This window comes from Streptomyces sp. Ag109_O5-1, assembly GCF_003814875.1.
In the GTDB taxonomy this organism is placed as follows: Bacteria; Actinomycetota; Actinomycetes; order Streptomycetales; family Streptomycetaceae; genus Streptomyces; species Streptomyces sasae.
Genome location: NZ_RKQF01000001.1, coordinates 3,412,349 through 3,431,897, shown reverse-complemented (window position 1 = coordinate 3,431,897; position 19,549 = coordinate 3,412,349). Strand labels below are relative to the sequence as shown.

Annotated in this window: 15 protein-coding genes and 1 riboswitch; of the genes, 7 read left to right on the top strand and 8 right to left on the bottom strand. The window is 71.6% G+C overall.

Going from position 1 to position 19,549, the window contains the following annotated elements; translation table 11 throughout:
- Position 1: 1 nt before the first annotated feature.
- From EDD90_RS15345 to EDD90_RS15330, 4 genes are all read right to left on the bottom strand, one after another.
- Positions 2 to 682 (bottom strand): response regulator, encoded by a 681-nt coding sequence (locus EDD90_RS15345; protein WP_123973552.1) that lies wholly within the window; start codon positions 680 to 682, stop codon positions 2 to 4.
- Complete coding sequence (locus EDD90_RS15340) at positions 679 to 2,340, bottom strand: sensor histidine kinase (protein WP_185149107.1); 1,662 nt, start codon at positions 2,338 to 2,340, stop codon at positions 679 to 681. The genes EDD90_RS15345 and EDD90_RS15340 overlap by 4 nt, the downstream gene beginning before the upstream one ends.
- Positions 2,341 to 2,422: 82 nt before the next feature.
- Positions 2,423 to 3,367, bottom strand: a complete 945-nt coding sequence (locus EDD90_RS15335; protein ID WP_123973551.1) for a sucrase ferredoxin — start codon at positions 3,365 to 3,367, stop codon at positions 2,423 to 2,425.
- Between the two features lie 68 nt (positions 3,368 to 3,435).
- Entirely contained in the window at positions 3,436 to 4,692 is a 1,257-nt protein-coding gene (locus tag EDD90_RS15330) for a citrate synthase (protein ID WP_123973550.1), read from the bottom strand.
- Positions 4,693 to 4,802: 110 nt separating this feature from the next.
- On the opposite strand from EDD90_RS15330, the gene EDD90_RS15325 reads away from it, so the two are divergent.
- Positions 4,803 to 5,969: a citrate synthase/methylcitrate synthase gene (locus EDD90_RS15325; RefSeq protein ID WP_123973549.1), complete on the top strand. Its 1,167-nt coding sequence runs from the start codon at positions 4,803 to 4,805 to the stop codon at positions 5,967 to 5,969.
- A gap of 164 nt (positions 5,970 to 6,133) precedes the next feature.
- Here the strand turns inward: EDD90_RS15325 and EDD90_RS15320 are convergent, their stop codons facing one another.
- Together EDD90_RS15320 and EDD90_RS15315 are read right to left on the bottom strand one after the other, a co-directional pair.
- Positions 6,134 to 6,370 (bottom strand): hypothetical protein, encoded by a 237-nt coding sequence (locus EDD90_RS15320; protein WP_123973548.1) that lies wholly within the window; start codon positions 6,368 to 6,370, stop codon positions 6,134 to 6,136.
- 132 nt (positions 6,371 to 6,502) lie between these two features.
- Complete coding sequence (locus tag EDD90_RS15315) at positions 6,503 to 7,051, bottom strand: DUF6082 family protein (RefSeq protein WP_123973547.1); 549 nt, start codon at positions 7,049 to 7,051, stop codon at positions 6,503 to 6,505.
- Between the two features lie 320 nt (positions 7,052 to 7,371).
- On the opposite strand from EDD90_RS15315, the gene EDD90_RS15310 reads away from it, so the two are divergent.
- Positions 7,372 to 8,451, top strand: a complete 1,080-nt coding sequence (locus EDD90_RS15310; protein ID WP_260327879.1) for a GTP-binding protein — start codon at positions 7,372 to 7,374, stop codon at positions 8,449 to 8,451.
- Here the strand turns inward: EDD90_RS15310 and EDD90_RS15305 are convergent.
- Positions 8,448 to 10,904, bottom strand: a complete 2,457-nt coding sequence (locus EDD90_RS15305; protein ID WP_123981283.1) for a DNA topoisomerase (ATP-hydrolyzing) subunit A — start codon at positions 10,902 to 10,904, stop codon at positions 8,448 to 8,450. The genes EDD90_RS15310 and EDD90_RS15305 overlap by 4 nt on opposite strands.
- Positions 10,905 to 11,169: 265 nt before the next feature.
- Here EDD90_RS15305 and EDD90_RS15300 point away from each other — a divergent pair, with 265 nt between their 5' ends.
- From EDD90_RS15300 to EDD90_RS15285, 4 genes are all read left to right on the top strand, one after another.
- Positions 11,170 to 12,573, top strand: a complete 1,404-nt coding sequence (locus EDD90_RS15300; RefSeq protein ID WP_123973545.1) for a pitrilysin family protein — start codon at positions 11,170 to 11,172, stop codon at positions 12,571 to 12,573.
- A complete protein-coding gene (locus EDD90_RS15295) occupies positions 12,570 to 13,958 on the top strand; it encodes a pitrilysin family protein (RefSeq protein ID WP_123973544.1) in 1,389 nt (462 codons plus the stop codon). The genes EDD90_RS15300 and EDD90_RS15295 overlap by 4 nt, the downstream gene beginning before the upstream one ends.
- Positions 13,959 to 14,181: 223 nt before the next feature.
- Positions 14,182 to 14,345, top strand: a riboswitch (cyclic di-AMP (ydaO/yuaA leader).
- 12 nt (positions 14,346 to 14,357) lie between these two features.
- Complete coding sequence (locus EDD90_RS15290) at positions 14,358 to 15,113, top strand: M23 family metallopeptidase (RefSeq protein WP_123973543.1); 756 nt, start codon at positions 14,358 to 14,360, stop codon at positions 15,111 to 15,113.
- 197 nt (positions 15,114 to 15,310) lie between these two features.
- Positions 15,311 to 16,006: a GntR family transcriptional regulator gene (locus EDD90_RS15285; RefSeq protein ID WP_123973542.1), complete on the top strand. Its 696-nt coding sequence runs from the start codon at positions 15,311 to 15,313 to the stop codon at positions 16,004 to 16,006.
- A 251-nt stretch (positions 16,007 to 16,257) separates the two neighbouring features.
- On the opposite strand, the gene EDD90_RS15280 is transcribed toward EDD90_RS15285, so the two are convergent.
- Complete coding sequence (locus EDD90_RS15280; protein ID WP_123973541.1) at positions 16,258 to 16,539, bottom strand: HPr family phosphocarrier protein; 282 nt, start codon at positions 16,537 to 16,539, stop codon at positions 16,258 to 16,260.
- Between the two features lie 176 nt (positions 16,540 to 16,715).
- On the opposite strand from EDD90_RS15280, the gene EDD90_RS15270 reads away from it, so the two are divergent.
- Entirely contained in the window at positions 16,716 to 19,544 is a 2,829-nt protein-coding gene (locus tag EDD90_RS15270) for a bifunctional GNAT family N-acetyltransferase/acetate--CoA ligase family protein (RefSeq protein ID WP_185149106.1), read from the top strand.
- The last annotated feature ends 5 nt before the right edge of the window (positions 19,545 to 19,549 follow it).

The following is a 19,549-nucleotide window of genomic DNA, read 5'->3' as shown; positions in this document are numbered from 1 at the left end:
CTTACGCGCGGGTCGCCCACACGTAACGGTGTTCGGGGCGGCCCGCGTCGCCGTATTTGAGGGTCAGCAGGGCCCGTCCCGTGCGTTCCAGGAGCTTCAGGTAGCGCTGGGCGGTCTGGCGGCTCACCCCCGTCCGCTCGGCGATCTCCTGCGCCGACAGCGGGGCCTCGGCGCTCATCAGCGACTGGCGCACCAGATCGGCGGTGGTGGGGGAGTGCCCCTTGGGCAGCCCGGGCTCGGACGGGGCGGAGAGAGCGCCGAAGATGCGGTCCACCTCGGCCTGTTCGGCCTCGCCGCCGCCGTCCAGGGTGCGGCGCAGCTGCGCGTACGCCTCCAGCTTGGCGCGCAGCCCCGCGAACGCGAACGGTTTGACCAGGTACTGCAGCGCGCCCTGCCGCATCGCCGCCTGTACGGTCGACACGTCCCGGGCCGCCGTCACCATGATCACGTCGGTCTGGTGGCCGCGTCGGCGCATCTCCTGGAGCACGGCGAGGCCCGTGTCGTCGGGCAGGTAGTGGTCCATGAGGACCAGGTCCAGGCGGGGGAGTGTCTCCAGCCGGCGCAGGGCCTCGGCCGCGTTGTGGGCCTCGTCGGCCACATGGAACCCGGGCACCTTCTCGACGTAGGCGGCGTTGACCCGGGCGACGCGGGTGTCGTCGTCCACGACCAGGACCTCGATCATCGTGCCTCCGTGTCGGCCGGTGCGAGCGCCGGTGCCGGCGCCAGCTCCGGTTCGGTCAGTGCCTCGGGGAGTACGACCGTGAACCGGGCGCCTCCGCCTTCCGCCTCGTCCACTGTCGCGCTGCCGCCCTGCCGTTCGGCGAACCGGCGCACCAGGGAGAGCCCGATGCCCCGCTTGCCGTGTGCGGGCGGCTTCTTGGTGGACCACCCTTCGGTGAAGACCAACTCCCGCTGCTCCGCCGGGATCCCGGGCCCGGTGTCATGCACCCTGAGGACGATCGTGCGGCCCTCGGCGCACAACCCGACCTCCACGCGCGCGTGGAGGGTGCCGGCGACCGCGTCCAGCGCGTTGTCCACCAGGTTGCCCACGACCGTGACCAGGCCCCTCGGGTCGACCAGCCGGTCCGGGAGCCAGGTGCGGTCGGACACCCACAGGGCGACCCCGCGCTCGGCCGCGACGGTCGCCTTGCCGACCAGCAGGGCGGCCAGCAGCGGGTCCTGGATCTTCTCCGTGACCTGCTCGGCGGTGACCCGGTGGTCGCCGACCACCTCGCCGACGAACTCCACGGCGTCGTCGTACATCTCCAGCTCCAGGAACCCGAGCAGGGTGTGCATACGGTTGGCGTGCTCGTGGTCCTGGGCGCGCAGGGCGTCGATCAGCCCGCGCGTGGAGTCGAGTTCGCGGCCGAGCTGCTCCAGCTCGGTGCGGTCGCGCAGGGTGGCGACGGCGCCGCCGTCGTCGGTGGGCATGCGGTTGGCGACCAGCACCCGCTGACCGCGCACCGTGAGCAGATCGGTGCCGGTCACCCGGCCGGCCAGGACATCGGTTGTACGGCCCTCGCCGAGCGCCTCGTCCGGGGACCGGCCGACGGCTTCGTCGCCGATGCCGAGGAGCCGTCTCGCCTCGTCGTTCAGCAGGCGGATGCGGCCGCCGCGGTCGAGGGCGACGACGCCCTCGCGGATGCCGTGCAGCATCGCCTCGCGCTCCGCCAGCAGCGCCGAGATGTCGGAGAACGCCAGGTCACGGGTCTGCCGTTGGACCCGCCGGGAGATCAGCCAGGCGGCCAGGGCGCCGACCGCGAGAGCACCGCCGGCGTAAGCGAACAGCACTGGGATCGTGCCGAGCAGCCGCGCCCGCACACTGTCGTAGGCGATGCCGACCGAGACCGCCCCGATGATCCGGTGTTCCGAGTCGTACAGCGGCACCTTGCCGCGAGCGGAGCGCCCCAGGGTGCCGCTGTCGATCTGCATGACCTCCTTGCCGGACAGCACCTCCTTGGCGCTGGTCGACACATGCCGGCCGATCTCCGAAGGGGTGGTGTGCGACCAGCGGAATCCCCGCCGGTCCATCACAACGATGTACTCGGCGTGGGTGGCCTTCCGGATCCGCTCCGCCTCCTTCTGCACCGGCCCGTCCACGGTGGGCCGGGTGGTCAGGACACCCTCGGCGATCTGCGGGTCCTGGACCGTGGTCTCGGCGATCGCCAGCGCTCTGCGCATCGCCTCCTGATCCAGCTGCTTGCTCAGCGGTGCCAGGAAGAGTCCGGTCGCGAGCACCGCGACCCCCGCCGCGATCGCCAACTGCATCAGCAGGATCTGGGAGAACACCTTCCGGGGCAGCCGGGGGCGCAGACGGCGCGCTGGGGGCGTGGGGCTCATACCCACGAAGGTACGTGCGCGGGCCCGCCGCGCTTAAGGGGTGTGGCGTGGATCTCTTGACCACCTCTTGGGGAGACCGGGATCAGCACGCCAGCGCCGTCGTCGCCCGCAGCTCCCGCAGCGACACCACGTCCATCCGGGCCGGCGAGCCCAGCACCGACACCCCGCAGCTCTCCGGGCGGGGCGGCAGGGAGGCGCCCTGGGCCACGCACACCCGCCAGCGGCGGCCGTCGGCGTGGGCCACGGTGACATCCCAGCGGGGGGCCGCGCCCTCGGTCCGTACGACGCTCAGCACCCCTGCCGCGTACTCGCCCGCCGCCTCGCGCACGGCCAGCTCGGCCGCCTGGCCGGGCCGTTCCCAGGCGGAGCAGCCGCGGCACCCCTCCAGCACCACACGGCCCTCCTGGACGCCGTGCAGGACCTCCTTGACGGCATGGGCCTCGGCGCGGCCGTACGCATAGCCGTACGGCAGGACGAGCAGGGTCGGTGAGAAACGATGACCACCCAGATGGGTGACCTCCCACGTGCCCTGTACACCGGATACGGCCAGTTCGGCGGCGAGCGGGCGGCCCAGCAGGGCGCAGCAGCGGTCGCGCTTGCCGTTGGTGCAGACGAGCGCGAGCGGGCTGCCCGCGTGCGGCCGGCCGCCGAGCGCCGTGCTGAACGAACGGTGGTCGCCCGCGCCCAGCGCGGCGAAGTCGAGGCCCAGCAGCTGCCGCGGGTCGCGGGTGGTGGCGCTGTGCAGCCAGACGTTCCCGGGGACGGTGTGGGCCGCGTACACCTGGCGTACGGCGGGGGTGCCCGGGTCGGCGTGGCGACCGGGCCGGCGGATGAGCGCGACCCGTACGCCGGTCCCCTCGGCGGCGGCCTCCAGGGCGCGGCCCAGCGTGGGGTCCAGATGGCTCGACGTGAGCGCCTTGGCACCCCACGGGCCGGGCTGTTCCAGCAGCAGCCACGTCGTCGCGGTGGCGGCGGTGCCGGAAACGGGCTCGTCGAGCATCCGGGAGACGGTTGCGCACCTACTCACAGAGGTGAGCCTAACCTGACTTCGCCCGGGGTGACTTCCGGCCTCGGCCCTTCGCGCCTTCCGCGGGGCTACTCGGGCAGCGGCTGCGGCGGCTTCGGACCGACGTAGTGGCCGCTGGGACGCATCCGCAGCGGGCGTTCGCCGTACTCCTCCAGGGCATGGGCGATCCACCCGGCTGTCCTGGCGACGGCGAAGATCGTCTCGCCCGCGGTGGCGGGCATGCCGCAGGAGGCCGTGAACACGGCCAGCGCCAGGTCGACATTGGCGTGCAGCGGGGTGTGCCGGGCGGTCGTGGCGACGATGTCCCGGGCTGCGAGCAGGGCGGGCTGCGCGCGGGGGACCTCCTCCAGGAGCGCGAACAGGGCACTCGCGCGCGGGTCCTCGCCCTGGTAGAGGCGGTGGCCGAGTCCGGGGATACGGCGGCCCGCGCGGAGTTCGTCCGCGATCACCGTGACGGCGGTGCCCTGGTCGAGGACGTCGAGCAGCATCCGGTGGGCGAGGCCGCTGGAGGCGCCGTGCAGCGGGCCTTCGAGGACGCCGAGCCCGGCCGACACGGCCGCGTACGCGTGGGCGCGCGCGGAGGCGGCGACCCGGACCGCGAGCGTGGAGGCGGCCAGGTCGTGGTCGACGAGTAGCGCGAGCGCGGTGTCCAGGACGCGCACGGCGGCGTCGTCCGGGTCGATACCGGTCAGCCGGCGCCACAGGCGATGGGCGAGCGGGCCGTCGTCGTGGCGGCGCCGGTGCTGCACCGGCAGGGCGGTCACCAGTGTGGGGATCAGCACGCGCGCGGTGCCGAGGACGGCCTCCTCGGACAGGTCGAAGCGCAGCGGGTCCTCGGCGGCCGCGGCGATCGTGGCCACCCGCAACCGGTCGGTGGGGGAGGTGTGTTCCGGCAGAGCGTCGACGGCCCGGCGGGCGGTGGCGACGATGGCCTCCGGGGCGGTGAAGGTCATGCCCGGGTTCATCCGGCCCGTCCACAGCCACTCGGCCACCTCTTCGTAGGAGTGGCGTGCGGCGAGTTCGGTGGCGTCGACGCCGCGGAAGAAGTACCGGTCCTTGTCGATCAGAGTGATCCGGGTGCGGACCGACAGGTCGGCGCCGGAACCAGGACTCCCCGCGGCCTCCCGCCGGTTGCGCCGGGCGAGCGCCTCCACCTCCTTGGCGTCGAAGGTGCTGGCGCGGCCACCGGGTTCACGCCTGCTGCTGAGCTGACCGCGGCTCACATAGGCGTAGACGGTCTCGGGCTTCACGCCGAGCAGCTCGGCGGTCTCCTTGGTGCTCAGCCGCCGCGCGGGACTGCCGGGAACGGGTTGTTGATCGCGCATGGGCGTCACCGTAGCCGCCTTCGGCATGTATTGAATCAATCAATATTGACAGGATCTGAGTCAATCATAGACAGTCGAATCAAGTTCAGGGAGGAAAACGGAGGCACGTCATGACCGTCAACAGGACCGCGTCGACCCTGGTCGAAGTACCGCGCGGGCTCGCCGGCGTCGTCGTCACGGACACCGAGGTCGGTGATGTCCGGGGAGCCGAGGGCTTCTACCACTACCGCCAGTACTCGGCCGTCGAACTCGCGCGCACCCGCGGCTTCGAGGACGTCTGGCACCTGCTGATCCACGGCGAACTGCCGGACGCGGAGCGTGCCACCGCCTTCGCCGCCGAGACCGCGGCGCTGCGGCGCCTGCCCGACGAGGTCCGGGCGGCCCTGCCCGCGGTGGCCGCGGCGAGCGGCAGGTCCGGACCCCTGGCCGGGATGCGCACCGCGCTCTCGCTGCTCGGCGCGGCCCAGGGGTTCCGGCCGGTGTACGACATCGACGCGGACCGGCGGCGGGCCGACACAGTCGCCGCCTGTGCGGCCGTACCGACGCTGCTCACCGCGCTGTACCGGCTCGGAAAGGGGCTCGACCCCGTGGAGCCCCGTGAGGATCTCTCGTACGCCGCCAACTACCTCTACATGTTGACGGGTTCGGAACCCGATCCCCGGCGGGCGCGTGCGGTTGAGCAATACTTGATCTCAACCATTGATCACGGATTCAATGCATCAACGTTCACCGCGAGGGTCATCGCATCGACGGGCGCGGACGTCGCGGCCTGTCTGGTGGGAGCCGTCGGCGCGCTCTCCGGGCCGTTGCACGGCGGTGCGCCCAGCCGGGCGCTGGACACCCTGGACGCGATCGGGGCGCCGGACCGGATCGACCCCTGGATCCGCGCACGGGTCCTCGCCGGCGACCGCGTGATGGGTTTCGGGCACGCGATCTACCGTACGGAGGACCCGCGTTCCCGCATGCTGCGCGAGATCGCCCAGGGCTTCGGCGGCCCCCGGGTCGACTTCGCCGTCGAGGTCGAACGCCACGTCGAGCGCATCCTCGCCGAACTGAAGCCCGGCCGAGAACTCCACACCAACGTCGAGTTCTACGCGGGCGTGGTCATGGAACTCTGCGGCCTGCCCCGCGAGATGTTCACCCCGACCTTCGCGGCGGCCCGAGTGGTCGGCTGGAGCGCCAACATCCTGGAACAGGCGGCGGACTCGAAGATCATCCGCCCGGTGGCACGGTATGTGGGGCCGGTGGCGCCGGTGGTGGTGCCGAAAGCGGCCTGAGGCATACGTGTGGCCCGGTGCTTCTGGCGCCGGGCCTACGAGGAGGACTGAGCAGTGGCTGGGATGTCGAGTTGCTCGGAACGGCCCGTACCGCTCCTCGTTGGGGTGCGGCGGGGCGGTGTGACGGTGGACGAGGCGGGGGTGGCCTGTCCTCCGCAGGCATGTCAGGCGTCGGGGATGTCGGCTTTGGCCCGAACCAGGGTTTCCCGGCTCACGATGACAATCCGCTCGTAGGCGGCGCGAGCCGCGTCCGAGGGGAGCTGGTCGTCCAGTTCCGCGGTGGCCTCGGTTCCGATGACCGCGAAATTGCCGTCACTGAGTTCGAAGATGTCCGGGCAGGTCTCGCCGGTCATACTGCCGCGCTCACGTGGGGACGCGCCGATGCGGCGCACGATTTTCAAGGGGGATCCGGTCCTCATGCGTCGGTTGTGACTAGAGGGGACGGACGATAGCGCAGACATTGTCATACGGTTGCGCGTGCGGATGGGCCAACCGGTCGTATGTGGTAGCTTATTGGCCCTTATCTGGCCCCGTCATTCGGTGGGAGGTTCACCCACCACCCACCATTCGTCCGTGTCGGCCTCGTCCAGATCCCGGATGAGGGCGTCCACCATCCGGCCGACGCGTCCTTCCTCCGAGCCGTCCCTGAGGCTCGCGCGATGCGGGCGGGTGGCTTCCCAGTACGCGCGGAAAATCGGGTTCCTCACCAGCACGCGCAGATGGCCCCGCAGCTCTTCCAGGTTGGCGATGCCGATGCGGTAGCCGAAGACGGCGTTGGCGTAGAGCGCGTTCGCGAAGAGGTACTGGCGTCGCTGTGCGGGGGATTCCGTTTCGACCGTGCTCATCACGGCCGCCAGATCGGGGTCGTCCATGGCCTTGTCGAGCAGGCGGAGCTGGAGGCGCTGGTAGTCGGCGAGCCGGGCGCGTTGCACGTCCAGCCGGCGTGCGGGGTTTGCGCGTGAGCACGAGGCCTCGTGCCAACGCTGATACGCGGCGAGGGCGGTGAGGGCTCCCGCGGCGAAGGCTGCTCCCGCGGCGGCAGCGCGGCTCAGCCCCCGCCTCCCAGAGTTCTGTGTGGCCATGTCAACCCCCGAAATCACGCGACCGTCCGCCGGGCGTCGGAGTGCGGGGTGGCTGACGGGGACCGGCGAGCGGTGGGCGGCGCTTGCCGTCTCCCAGGGTGCCGAGCCGATGTGGTCGGCGGGGAGGCGGAGAAGAGGCGCACGGAAGGAAGCGAGGGTCGCACGAACCGGCGCCTTGCCCAACGTCTGCCCCGCGCATGCTGCTAACAACCGTTCACTTCGCGAGGTTCGTACCGCTCGTATCCTGGGGTGGCATTCGATCCCCGGAGGCGTGCCGACCCGCGAGTCGGTGCGCGCGTCCACGTCAGGAAGGCCCCCCGTTGGAGCACCACCGCAGCCCCCGGCAGATCCCGGTCGTCGTACTCGCCGGATTCCTGGGCTCGGGGAAGACCACGCTCCTCAACCACCTGCTGCACCGCAGCGGCGGCAGCCGGATCGGCGCGATCGTCAACGACTTCGGCGCCATCGAGATCGACGCGATGGCGGTGGCCGGCGCCCTCGGCGACTCGACCGTCTCGCTCGGCAACGGCTGCCTGTGCTGCGCCGTCGACGCCGGCGAACTGGACCTGTACCTGGAGCGGCTCGCCGACCCGGCCACCGGTATCGACGTCATCGTGATCGAGGCCAGCGGTCTCGCCGAACCCCAGGAACTCGTCCGGATGCTGCTCGCCAGCGAACATCCCGGGATCGTCTACGGCGGACTCGTCGAGGTCGTGGACGCCGCCGAGTTCGACGACACGCGCACCCGGCACCCCGAGATCGACCGGCATCTCGCCCTCGCGGACCTCGTCGTCGTGAACAAGCTCGACCGGGCCGAGCGGGGCGGCGAGCGCGTACTGGAGCTGGTGCGGTCGCTCACCGACCGGGCCGCCGCCGTCGTACCGGCCACCTACGGCCGTATCGATCCCGAGTGCCTGTTCGACTGCCGGCCCGGCGAGGAGCGCATCGGGCAGCTGTCCTTCGACGACCTGCACGATCATGACTCCGAGGGTGAGCACGAGGGGCATCTGCACACCGCGTACGACAGTCTGTCCTTCGCCTGCGAACTGCCCCTCGACCCCCGCAGGCTCATGGCCTTCCTCGACAGCCGGCCCGCGGGGCTCTACCGGATCAAGGGGTACGTCGACTTCGGGCCGTACGACACCGGGAACCGGTACGGCGTGCATGCCGTGGGGCGGTTCCTGCGCTTCTACCCGGAGGCCTGGGGGCCGGACGAGGAACGGCTCACACAGCTCGTGCTGATCGGCTCGGGCATCGACGCGCCCGCCCTGAGCAAGGAGTTGGAGGCGTGCACGAACGACGCCCCACACGCCGACGAGCACGGCATGTGGGGCGTCCTGCGGTACGTACAGGGCGACGAGTACGACTACGGCGAGGCCGAGACCGGGCCCGAGACCTAGACCGGGCCCGCCACCACCGACACCGTCTTCTGCAGCGACACGCCGGAGCCGTCACGGCGCGGGTCGACCTCCGGGAGCTCGGCCGGGGTGCCGTTCTTCTGGGCCGCCTTCGCCGGGACCGGGCCCGCCCAGGCGAAGGACAGGCAGTCCTCGCCCTTCAGGAACCGCTGGCAGCGCACACCGCCGGTGGCGCGTCCCTTGCGCGGGTACTGGTCGAACGGGGTCAGCTTGGCCGTCGTCTGCACGGAGTCGTCGAGCGTGCCGCGCGAGCCCGCCACCGTGAAGACCACCGCGTCGGCCGCCGGGTCCACCGCCGTGAACGAGATGACCTTCGCGCCGTCCGTGAGCTTGATGCCCGCCATACCGCCCGCCGGGCGGCCCTGCGGACGCACCTGGGAGGCCTGGTAGCGCAGCAGCTGCGCGTCGTCCGTGATGAAGACCAGGTCCTCCTCGCCGGTGCGCAGCTCCACCGCGCCGACGATGCGGTCGCCCTCCTTGAGGGTGATGACCTCCAACTCGTCCTTGTTGGACGGGTAGTCGGGGACCACTCGCTTGACCACGCCCTGTTCGGTGCCGAGGGCGAGCCCCGGCGAGGACTCGTCCAGCGTGGTCAGGCAGACCACCGTCTCGCCGTCCTCCAGGGAGAGGAACTCGGACAGGGGCGCGCCGCCCGCCAGGTTCGGCGCGGTCGCCGTCTCCGGGAGCTGCGGCAGGTCGACCACATTGATCCGGAGCAGCCGGCCCGTCGAGGTCACCGCGCCGACCTCGCCGCGCGCGGTCGCCGGGACCGCAGAGACGATCACGTCGTGCTTGGCGCGCCTGCCGTCGGCGTCCTCCGGGAACGGCTCGCCGTTCGTCGTGCGTGCCAGCAGGCCCGTCGAGGACAGCAGCACCCGGCACGGGTCGTCGGCCACCTGGAGCGGCACCACGGCCGCCGGGGCGCCCGAGGCCTCCAGCAGGACCGTGCGCCGCTCGGTGCCGAACTTCTTGGCCACCGCGGCCAGTTCGGCCGAGACCAGCTTGCGCAGCTCCGCGTCCGACTCCAGGATCCGGGTCAGCTCGGCGATCTCCGCGGTGAGCTTCTCCTTCTCCGCCTCCAGCTCGATGCGGTCGTACTTGGTGAGACGGCGCAGCGGCGTGTCGAGGATGTACTGCGTCTGGATCTCCGACAGCGAGAAGCGCTCCATCAGGCGCTGCTTGGCCTCCGCGCTGTTCTCACTGGAGCGGATCAGCCGGATGACCTCGTCGATGTCGACCAGGGCGGTCAGCAGGCCCTCGACCAGGTGGAGACGGTCGCGGCGCTTGGTGCGGCGGAACTCGCTGCGCCGGCGGACCACCTCGAAGCGGTGGTCGAGGTAGACCTCGAGGAGTTCCTTGAGGCCCAGGGTGAGCGGCTGGCCGTCCACCAGGGCCACGTTGTTGATGCCGAAGGACTCCTCCATCGGCGTCAGCTTGTAGAGCTGCTCCAGGACCGCCTCCGGCACGAAGCCGTTCTTGATCTCGACGACCAGACGCAGCCCGTGCTCGCGGTCGGTGAGGTCCTTGACGTCGGCGATGCCCTGCAGCTTCTTGGCGTTGACCAGGTCCTTGATCTTGCCGATGACCTTCTCGGGGCCGACCGCGAACGGCAGTTCGGTGATGACCAGGCCCTTGCGGCGGGCCGTCACGGTCTCCACCGCCACCGTGGCCCGGATCCTGAAGGTGCCGCGGCCCGTCTCGTACGCGTCCCGCACGCCCTCCAGGCCGACGATCCGGCCGCCGGTCGGCAGGTCCGGGCCCGGGACGTGCTTCATCAGCGTTTCCAGGTCCGCGTTCGGGTAGCGGATCAGGTGCCGGGCGGCCGAGATCACCTCGCCGAGGTTGTGCGGCGGCATGTTGGTCGCCATGCCGACGGCGATCCCCGACGAGCCGTTGACCAGCAGGTTCGGGAACGCGGCGGGCAGCGCCACCGGCTCCTGCTCCTGGCCGTCGTAGTTGGGCGCGAAGTCGACCGTGTCCTCGTCGATCGACTCGGTCATCAGGCTGGTCGCCTCGGCCATCCGGCACTCGGTGTACCGCATGGCGGCCGGCGGGTCGTCGTTGCCCAGCGAACCGAAGTTGCCGTGGCCGTCGACCAGCGGGACCCGCATCGAGAACGGCTGGGCCATGCGCACCAGCGCGTCGTAGATCGACGCGTCGCCGTGCGGGTGCAGTTTGCCCATCACCTCGCCGACCACGCGCGCGCACTTCACATAGCCGCGCTCGGGGCGCAGCCCCATCTCGTTCATCTGGTAGACGATCCGCCGGTGCACCGGCTTGAGACCGTCGCGGGCGTCCGGCAGAGCGCGCGAGTAGATGACCGAGTACGCGTACTCGAGGTAGGAGCCGCGCATCTCGTCCACGACGTCGATATCGAGGATTCTCTCCTCGAACGAGTCGTCGGGCGGCGGGGTCTTCGTGCTGCGGCGGGCCATCGCTGCCGGCTCCTTGCTCATGCGTGAACGGATCTGACGCGGACCATTGTGGACCGCGGTACTGACAACCCGGGCCAGGACCCGGTCTCCGCGGCCCGCCCCGGTGCCTGGGAGGCGTTCGGAAGCGGGTGGGACGCAGGCTACGCGATCCGCTCTGGGCGTACGTCGTGCGGGAACTTCGCCGGGTCCCCGCACGCTTGCATACAGTGGCAGGACCGGCAGAAAAAGCCGGTTCTAGACCGCTTCCGCGAGCGAAGGGACGTACATGCCCATGGGTCACACGACCACGGCCGAGGCAGGCTCCGGAGGCCTGACAGCGACCGAGCACCGCTTGGCCAACGGTCTGCGCGTGGTGCTCTCCGAGGACCACCTGACCCCGGTCGCGGCGGTCTGCCTCTGGTACGACGTCGGCTCCCGGCACGAAGTCAAGGGCCGTACCGGTCTGGCTCACCTTTTCGAGCACCTGATGTTCCAGGGCTCCGCCCAGGTGAAGGGCAACGGCCACTTCGAGCTCGTCCAGGGCGCGGGCGGCTCGCTCAACGGCACCACGAGCTTCGAGCGCACCAACTACTTCGAGACCATGCCCGCCCACCAGCTGGAGCTCGCCCTCTGGCTGGAGGCCGACCGGATGGGCTCCCTGCTCGCCGCCCTGGACGACGAGTCCATGGAAAACCAGCGGGACGTCGTCAAGAACGAACGCCGCCAGCGCTACGACAACGTGCCCTACGGCACGGCGTTCGAGAAGCTGACCGCCCTCGCCTACCCGGAGGGCCACCCCTACCACCACACGCCCATCGGCTCGATGGCCGACCTGGACGCGGCCACCCTGGAGGACGCCCGCGCGTTCTTCCGCACGTACTACGCGCCCAACAACGCCGTCCTGTCGGTCGTCGGCGACATCGACCCGCAGCAGACGCTCGCCTGGATCGAGAAGTACTTCGGCTCCATCCCGGCGCACGACGGCAAGCCCGCCCCGCGCGACGGCTCGCTGCCCGAGATCATGGGCGAGCAGCTGCGCGAGGTCGTCGTCGAGGAGGTCCCCGCGCGGGCGCTGATGGCCGCCTACCGGCTCCCGGAGGACGGCACGCGCGTGTCCGACGCGGCCGACCTGGCGCTCACCGTCCTCGGCGGCGGCGAGTCCTCCCGCCTCTACAACCGCCTGGTACGGCGCGACCGTACGGCCGTCGCGGCCGGCTTCGGCCTGCTGCGGCTCGCCGGGGCGCCCTCCCTGGGCTGGCTGGACGTGAAGACCTCCGGTGACGTCGAGGTGCCGGTCATCGAGGCCGCCATCGACGAGGAGCTCGCCCGGTTCGCCGAGGAGGGCCCCACGCCCGAGGAGATGGAGCGCGCCCAGGCCCAGTTGGAGCGCGAATGGCTGGACCGGCTCGGCACCGTCTCGGGCCGCGCGGACGAACTGTGCCGGTTCGCCGTCCTGTTCGGCGACCCGCAGCTCGCCCTGACCGCCGTCCAGCGCGTCCTCCAGGTCACCCGCGAGGAGGTCCAGGAGGTCGCCAAGGCCCGTCTGCGGCCCGACAACCGCGCGGTGCTCGTCTACGAGCCGCTGTCCGCGGAGTCCGCGGAGCACACCCAGGAGGCGGGGCGCGGCGAGGACCCGGAGCAGGAAGCGACCGTAGAGGCCGGCAACGATAACGAGGAGACGGCCAAGTGACCGAGCTCGCCAGCATGGACTTCCATCCGCAGCCCCAGCCGGGCGAGGCCAGGCCCTGGGCCTTCCCTGCTCCCGAGCGCGGCACCCTGGACAACGGCCTGACGGTGCTGCGCTGCCACCGCCCCGGCCAGCAGGTCGTCGCCGTCGAGGTACTTCTCGACGCGCCCCTGGACGCCGAACCGGCCGGCCTGGACGGCGTCGCCACCATCATGGCGCGCGCGTTCTCGGAGGGCACCGACAAGCACTCCGCCGAGGAGTTCGCCGCCGAGCTGGAGCGGGCCGGCGCCACCCTCGACGCGCACGCCGACCACCCCGGCGTCCGCATCAGCCTGGAGGTCCCGGCCTCCCGTCTCGCCAAGGGCCTCGGGCTGCTGTCCGACGCCCTCAGGGCGCCCGCGTTCGCCGACAGCGAGGTCGAGCGGCTGGTCCGCAACCGCCTCGACGAGATCCCGCACGAGCTGGCCAACCCCAGCCGCCGGGCCGCCAAGGAGCTCTACAAGGAGCTGTTCCCGGCGACCGTGCGGATGTCCCGTCCGCGTCAGGGCACCGAGGACACGGTCGAGAAGATCGACGCGGCCGCCGTCCGCGCGTTCTACGACCGGCACGTCCGCCCCGGCACCGCCACCGCGGTCGTCGTCGGCGACCTGACCGGTATCGACCTGGACGAGCTGCTCGGCGAGACCCTGGGCGCCTGGCACGGCTCCACCGCCCAGCCCCGGCCGGTTCCCTCGATCAGCGCCGACGACACCGGCCGTGTCGTCATCGTGGACCGTCCCGGCGCCGTCCAGACGCAGCTGCTCATCGGCCGCGTCGGCTCCGACCGGCACGACCGCGTCTGGCCCGCCCAGGTGCTCGGCACCTACTGCCTCGGCGGCACCCTCACCTCCCGCCTGGACCGCGTCCTGCGCGAGGAGAAGGGCTACACCTACGGCGTCCGCTCCTTCGGACAGGTCCTGCGCTCCGCCCCCGACGGCACCGGCGCCTCGATGCTCGCCATCAGCGGCTCCGTGGACACCCCGAACACCGGCCCCGCCCTCCAGGACCTGTGGACAGTGCTGCGCAAGCTCGCCGCCGAGGGCCTCACGGACGCCGAGCGCGATGTCGCCGTGCAGAACCTCGTGGGCGTGGCGCCGCTCAAGTACGAGACGGCGGCGGCCGTCGCCGGCACTCTGGCCGACCAGGTCGAGCAGTACCTGCCGGACGACTTCCAGGCCACGCTCTACCGCCAACTGGCCAACACCGGCACGGTGGAGGCCACCGCGGCGGTCGTGAACGCGTTCCCGGTGGACCGCTTGGTGACCGTCCTCGTCGGTGACGCGGCACAGATCAAGGAGCCCGTCGAGGCGCTCGGGATCGGCGAAGTCACGGTCGTAGCGGCGGAGTAGCGCCACGTAGCTCCACGCGTAGCTGCACATAGCTCCACGCGCGTGTGCGGAGCCCTGGTGGCCGTCGGCCACCAGGGCTCTCTTATGTCCGAATTGGGGCGGAGGTTGCCTGTCTGCCCTGTGGGATGCGCTACAAAAACCGCGATCCGTTTGGGTATTGAAAGCACGCCCTCATAGGTTCTTCCGGGCTGTCCGTCAGGCACTGCGCCGCGCCCGCGGCACCGGACAGCCATCGCCGAGTCCCCGTACGGCGCGAGCCAGGGGAGCCGGGGACCCATGCAGTCCCTGGGGTGAATCGGGCGCCCGCGCGTGTCGTGAGGGGGCCCGTAGGAGACCTTCCTGCTCCGAACCCGTCAGCTAACCCGGTAGGCGAGAGGGAAGGAAAGGACCAGCCTCTACATGGCGTTCATGTGCGCCTCCGGGAAGCACCGTCGTCCCGGCCGGGTGAAGCGCACCACCGCGCAGGCCGCTGGTATCGCGGCCCTCACCACCACCGGTGTCATCGGCACCGTCTCCGCCGCTCCGGCGCTCGCCGCCGAGAACTCCGTCGAGCAGACCGGCCTCACCCCGGTCATCACGGTCAGCGACTCGGTCGCCGACCAGATCGACGCCCAGGCCGCCACGCAGCAGGCCGCCGCCGAACGCAAGGCGGCCGAGGAGGCCGCCCGCAAGCAGGCCGCGGCAGAGGCCAAGAAGGAGCGCGAGGCCAAGGCGCGCGCCGCCCGCGAGGCCGAGCGCAAGCGCCTGAACGCCTTCGTCGCGCCGATCTCCGACTCGTACGTCTCCACCGGCTACAAGACCGGCGGCTCCCTGTGGTCCTCCGGGACCCACACCGGCATCGACTTCCACGCCGCCAGCGGTACGGTCGTGCACGCGGTCGGCACCGGCACGGTCGTCTCCACGGGCTGGGGCGGGGCGTACGGCAACCAGATCGTCATCAAGATGGCCGATGGCATGTACACCCAGTACGGCCACCTGTCGTCCATCGGCGTCTCGGTGGGCCAGAAGGTCACCCCGGGCCAGCAGATCGGCCTCTCCGGCTCGACCGGCAACACGACCGGACCGCACCTCCACTTCGAGGCCCGCACGACCGCCGAGTACGGCTCCGACGTCGACCCGGTCGCCTACCTCCGCAAGCACGGCGTGAACGTCTGACGCGGATGATGTGAGCACCGCGAGATCCTTCGAAGCCCCGGCCGCCGAGCCGGGGCTTTCGCCGTTTTCGTGCCCCCGGTGTCCAAAATATATCCCTGGATTCCGGCCCGCCGTCGGAAATTCCCGCTCATTGCAATAGAGTCACCGAACGGGCGCCACTCGGCGGCGTTTCACGGGGATTAAGGCGGAGGTCGGACATGCGTATTCCGGCGCACTCGGTATGCACTGCGATCCGGGACGACATCGTCGCTGGTGTCTACGAGCGCGGCAGCCGGCTCACCGAGGAACTCCTGGCCCGCCGCTACGGCGTCTCGCGCGTTCCCGTCCGCGAGGCCCTGCGCACCCTGGAGGCCGAGGGCTTCGTGGTGACGCGCCGGCACGCGGGCGCGTGCGTCGCCGAGCCGACCGAGCAGGAGGCCGCCGACCTGCTGGAGATGCGCCTGCTCCTGGAGCCTCTCGGCGCCTCCCGGGCGGCCCAGCGCCGCACCGAGGCCCACCTCAAGGTGCTGCGCGGACTCGTCCGGCTTGGTCAGGAGCGGGCCAGGCGGGGCAGCAGCGAGGACCTGCGCTCGCTGGGCGGCTGGTTCCACGAGACGCTCGCCCAGGCCTCCGGCAGCCAGGCCCTGACCTCGACACTCACCCAGCTGCGGCACAAGATCGCATGGATGTACACCGTCGACGCGCCCGCCGACCCCGTGGACTCCTGGGCCGAGCACGGCGCCATCGTGGACGCGGTGACCCGTGGCGACGGTGAGCGCGCGCGGGCGGTCACCGCGCTGCACACCGAGCGCTCGACGGCCGCGCACCGGCTGCGTTTCGCCGGCGGCGCGGACCGGGCGAACAGTGTGAGGACTTCGCAACACCCCGTAAACATGTCGGGCCTGCGGCATTAACACGCGCACCGTATACAAAGAGGTGTTATTCGGTGGAGCCGTATTTCCGCTGCCCTTATTCATGCGTGCCGGGAATTCCCGGTGGCATGTCATTCGCGTGCCCGCTGCAAATGTTCGGCGCGGTGCAAAAGACCTGCGGTGTGCGAGTGGACATCGACGCCGGGTAAAGCCGGGAGACGGAAACGGCGAGGCCGCACCGCCCTCGAACGGGGTGGCGCGGCCTCGGTCGTGAGGTGCGGGCGCTATGGCGCTCAGACGGTCTCGGGGAGCTCCTCGAGACCCTCGGCGACCAGCTTGGCCAGGCGGTCGAGGGCGGCGTCCGCGCCCTCGGCCTCGGAGGCGAGGACGATCTCCTCGCCGCCCTGGGCGCCCAGGCTCAGGACAGCCAGCATGGAGGCCGCGTTGACGGGGTTGCCCCCGGCCTTGGCGATCGTCACCGGGACGCCTGCGGCCGTGGCGGCTCGGACGAAGATGGAAGCGGGGCGGGCGTGGAGGCCCTCGGCCCAGCCGACGTTGACGCGGCGCTCAGCCATGTGATGCTGCCCTTCGGTTTTCAGGGTTGTCTAGACCAGTTTCCCATATCGTGAAGCATCCCCGGAGCGGGCATGGGCCCCTCCGGGTGTGTCGTCGGACCGCGGCCTCGGTCCGACTTCCGTCCTGCACAGACTGCCTCGCGCCGTTGTCGGACGCGAGCCGTACTCTGGGGCCCATGCAGACCCCGGCGGACCCGCAGGACCGGCACGAGTACCCGTCCCACTGGGAAGCGGACGTGGTACTGCGCGACGGCGGCACCGCGCGCATCCGGCCCATCACCGTCGACGACGCCGACCGCCTGGTCAGCTTCTACGAGCAGGTCTCGGACGAGTCGAAGTACTACCGCTTCTTCGCGCCGTACCCCAGGCTCTCCGCCAAGGACGTCCACCGCTTCACGCACCACGACTTTGTGGACAGGGTGGGACTCGCGGCCACCATCGGCGGCGAGTTCATCGCAACCGTACGCTATGACCGCATTGGCCCGGGCGGCATGGCCGCCTCCGCGCCCGCCGACGAGGCCGAGGTGGCCTTCCTCGTCCAGGACGCCCACCAGGGGAGAGGCGTCGCCTCCGCCCTCCTGGAGCACATCGCCGCCGTCGCGCGCGAGCGCGGGATCCGCCGCTTCGCCGCCGAGGTGCTGCCCGCCAACACCAAGATGATCAAGGTGTTCATGGACGCCGGCTACACCCAGCAGCGCAGCTTCGAGGACGGCGTCGTCCGCCTGGAGTTCGACCTGGAGCCCACGGACCGCTCCCTCGCGGTCCAGCGCGCCCGGGAGCAGCGCGCGGAGGCGCGGTCGGTACGACGGCTGCTGGCGCCCGGATCCGTGGCCGTGATCGGCGTCGGCCGCACGCCCGGCGGGGTCGGCCGCAGCGTCCTCGGCAACCTCCGCGAGGCCGGCTTCACCGGCCGCCTGCACGCCGTGAACCAGGCCTTCCCGGCGGACCTCAAGGAGGTCGACGGGGTGTCCGCCCACCGATCCGTCCGGGACATCGACGGGCCGGTGGACCTGGCCGTCGTCGCCGTACCCGCCGATCACGTCCCCGACGTCGTCACCGAGTGCGGCGAACACGGCGTCCAGGGCCTCGTCGTCCTCGCCGCCGGGTACGCGGAGAGCGGCCCGGACGGCCGCGAACGCCAGCGCGAACTCGTCCGGCACGCGCGCACGTACGGCATGCGGATCATCGGCCCCAACGCCTTCGGGATCATCAACACCGCGGACGACGTCCGGCTGAACGCCTCCCTCGCGCCCGAGATGCCCCGCCCCGGCCGCATCGGCCTGTTCGCCCAGTCCGGTGCCATCGGCATCGCCCTGCTGTCCCGGCTGCACCGGCGGGGCGGCGGCGTCACCGGTACCACGGGCGTGTCCACCTTCGTGTCGTCGGGCAACCGCGCGGACGTCTCCGGCAACGACGTCCTCCAGTACTGGTACGACGACCCCGACACCGACGTCGTCCTCATGTACCTGGAGTCCATCGGCAACCCGCGCAAGTTCACGCGTCTGTCGCGGCGGACGGCGGCGGCGAAGCCGCTGGTCGTGGTGCAGGGGGAGGGGTCGGCGCCGCAGGGACACGCGGTACGGGCGACGCGGCTCCCGCACGCCACGGTGTCCGCGCTGCTCAGGCAGGCCGGGGTGATCCGCGTCGACACGATCACCGAGCTGGTCGACGCGGGGCTGCTGCTCGCCCGGCAGCCGCTGCCGGCGGGGCCGCGCGTGGTGATCCTCGGGAACTCGGAGTCGCTGGGGCTGCTCACGTACGACCGGTGCCTGGCGGAGGGGCTGCGCCCGGCGCGGCCGCTGGACCTGACGACCGGGGCGACCGCGGCGGACTTCCACCGGGCGCTGTCGGAGGCGCTGGCGGACGAGTCGTGCGACGCGGTCGTGGTCACGGCCATTCCGACGATCGGGGAGGGGGCGGTCGGGGACGCGGAGCTGGCGGAGGCGCTCAGGTCGGCGGCCGAGAGGGTTCCGGGCAAGCCGGTTCTTGTGGTGCACGTGGAGCTCGGGGGGCTCGCGGAGGCGCTTTCGGCCGCGGGCCGTACCGCACCGCAGGCGACCGCACCGGCATCCGGCACCGGGGGCGGTGCCCACCCGTTGCCCCCCGCGGAACGCCCGCCCACCGCGGTCAGCCACTCGTACTCCCGCCTGATCCCCGCCTATCCCGCCGCCGAACGCGCCGTACGTGCCCTCGCCGAAGCCGTGAAGTACGCGCAGTGGCGGCGGGAGGCCGCCGAGCCCGGCAAGGTGCCCGAGTACGACGACATCGACGAGAAGGGGGCCGCCGAGCTGATCGGCGGGCTGCTCGAACGCGGGGAGGGGCTCACCCTCGGTGTCGAGGAGACCTGCGCGCTGCTCGGCAGGTACGGCCTGGACGTCCACCGGGCGCTGCCCGCGCCCACCGCGGACGCCGCCGTCACGGCTGCCCGTGACCTCGGCTATCCGGTCGCCCTCAAGGCCACCGCCCCTCACCTGCGCCACCGCGCGGACCTGGGCGGGGTGCGGCTGGACCTCGCGGACGAGGAGCAACTGCGCCGGGCGTACTCCGAGTTGACGGAGCTGTTCGGGCAGCCCGAGGAGCTGCGTCCCGTGGTGCAGCGGATGGCGCCCCGGGGCGTCGACACCGTCGTACGGGCCGTGATCGATCCGGCCGCCGGGGCCGTGTTGTCGTTCGGGCTCGCGGGGGCCGCGTCGCAGCTGCTGGGGGACATGGCCCACCGGCTGGTTCCGGTCACCGACCGGGACGCGACCTCGCTGGTGCGGTCGATCCGCACCGCGCCCCTGCTCTTCGGCTGGCGTGGCTCGAAACCGGTCGACACGCCTGCTCTGGAGGAGCTGCTGCTGCGCGTCTCCCGGCTCGTCGACGACCATCCCGAAGTGGTCGCGGTCACTCTGGAGCCCGTCGTGGTCGCCCGGCAGGGCGTGAGCGTCCTCGGTGCCACCGTCAGACTCGCGCCACCGCCGGCCCGTGACGACCTGGGTCCGCGGACCCTGCCCGCGTACTGACCCGG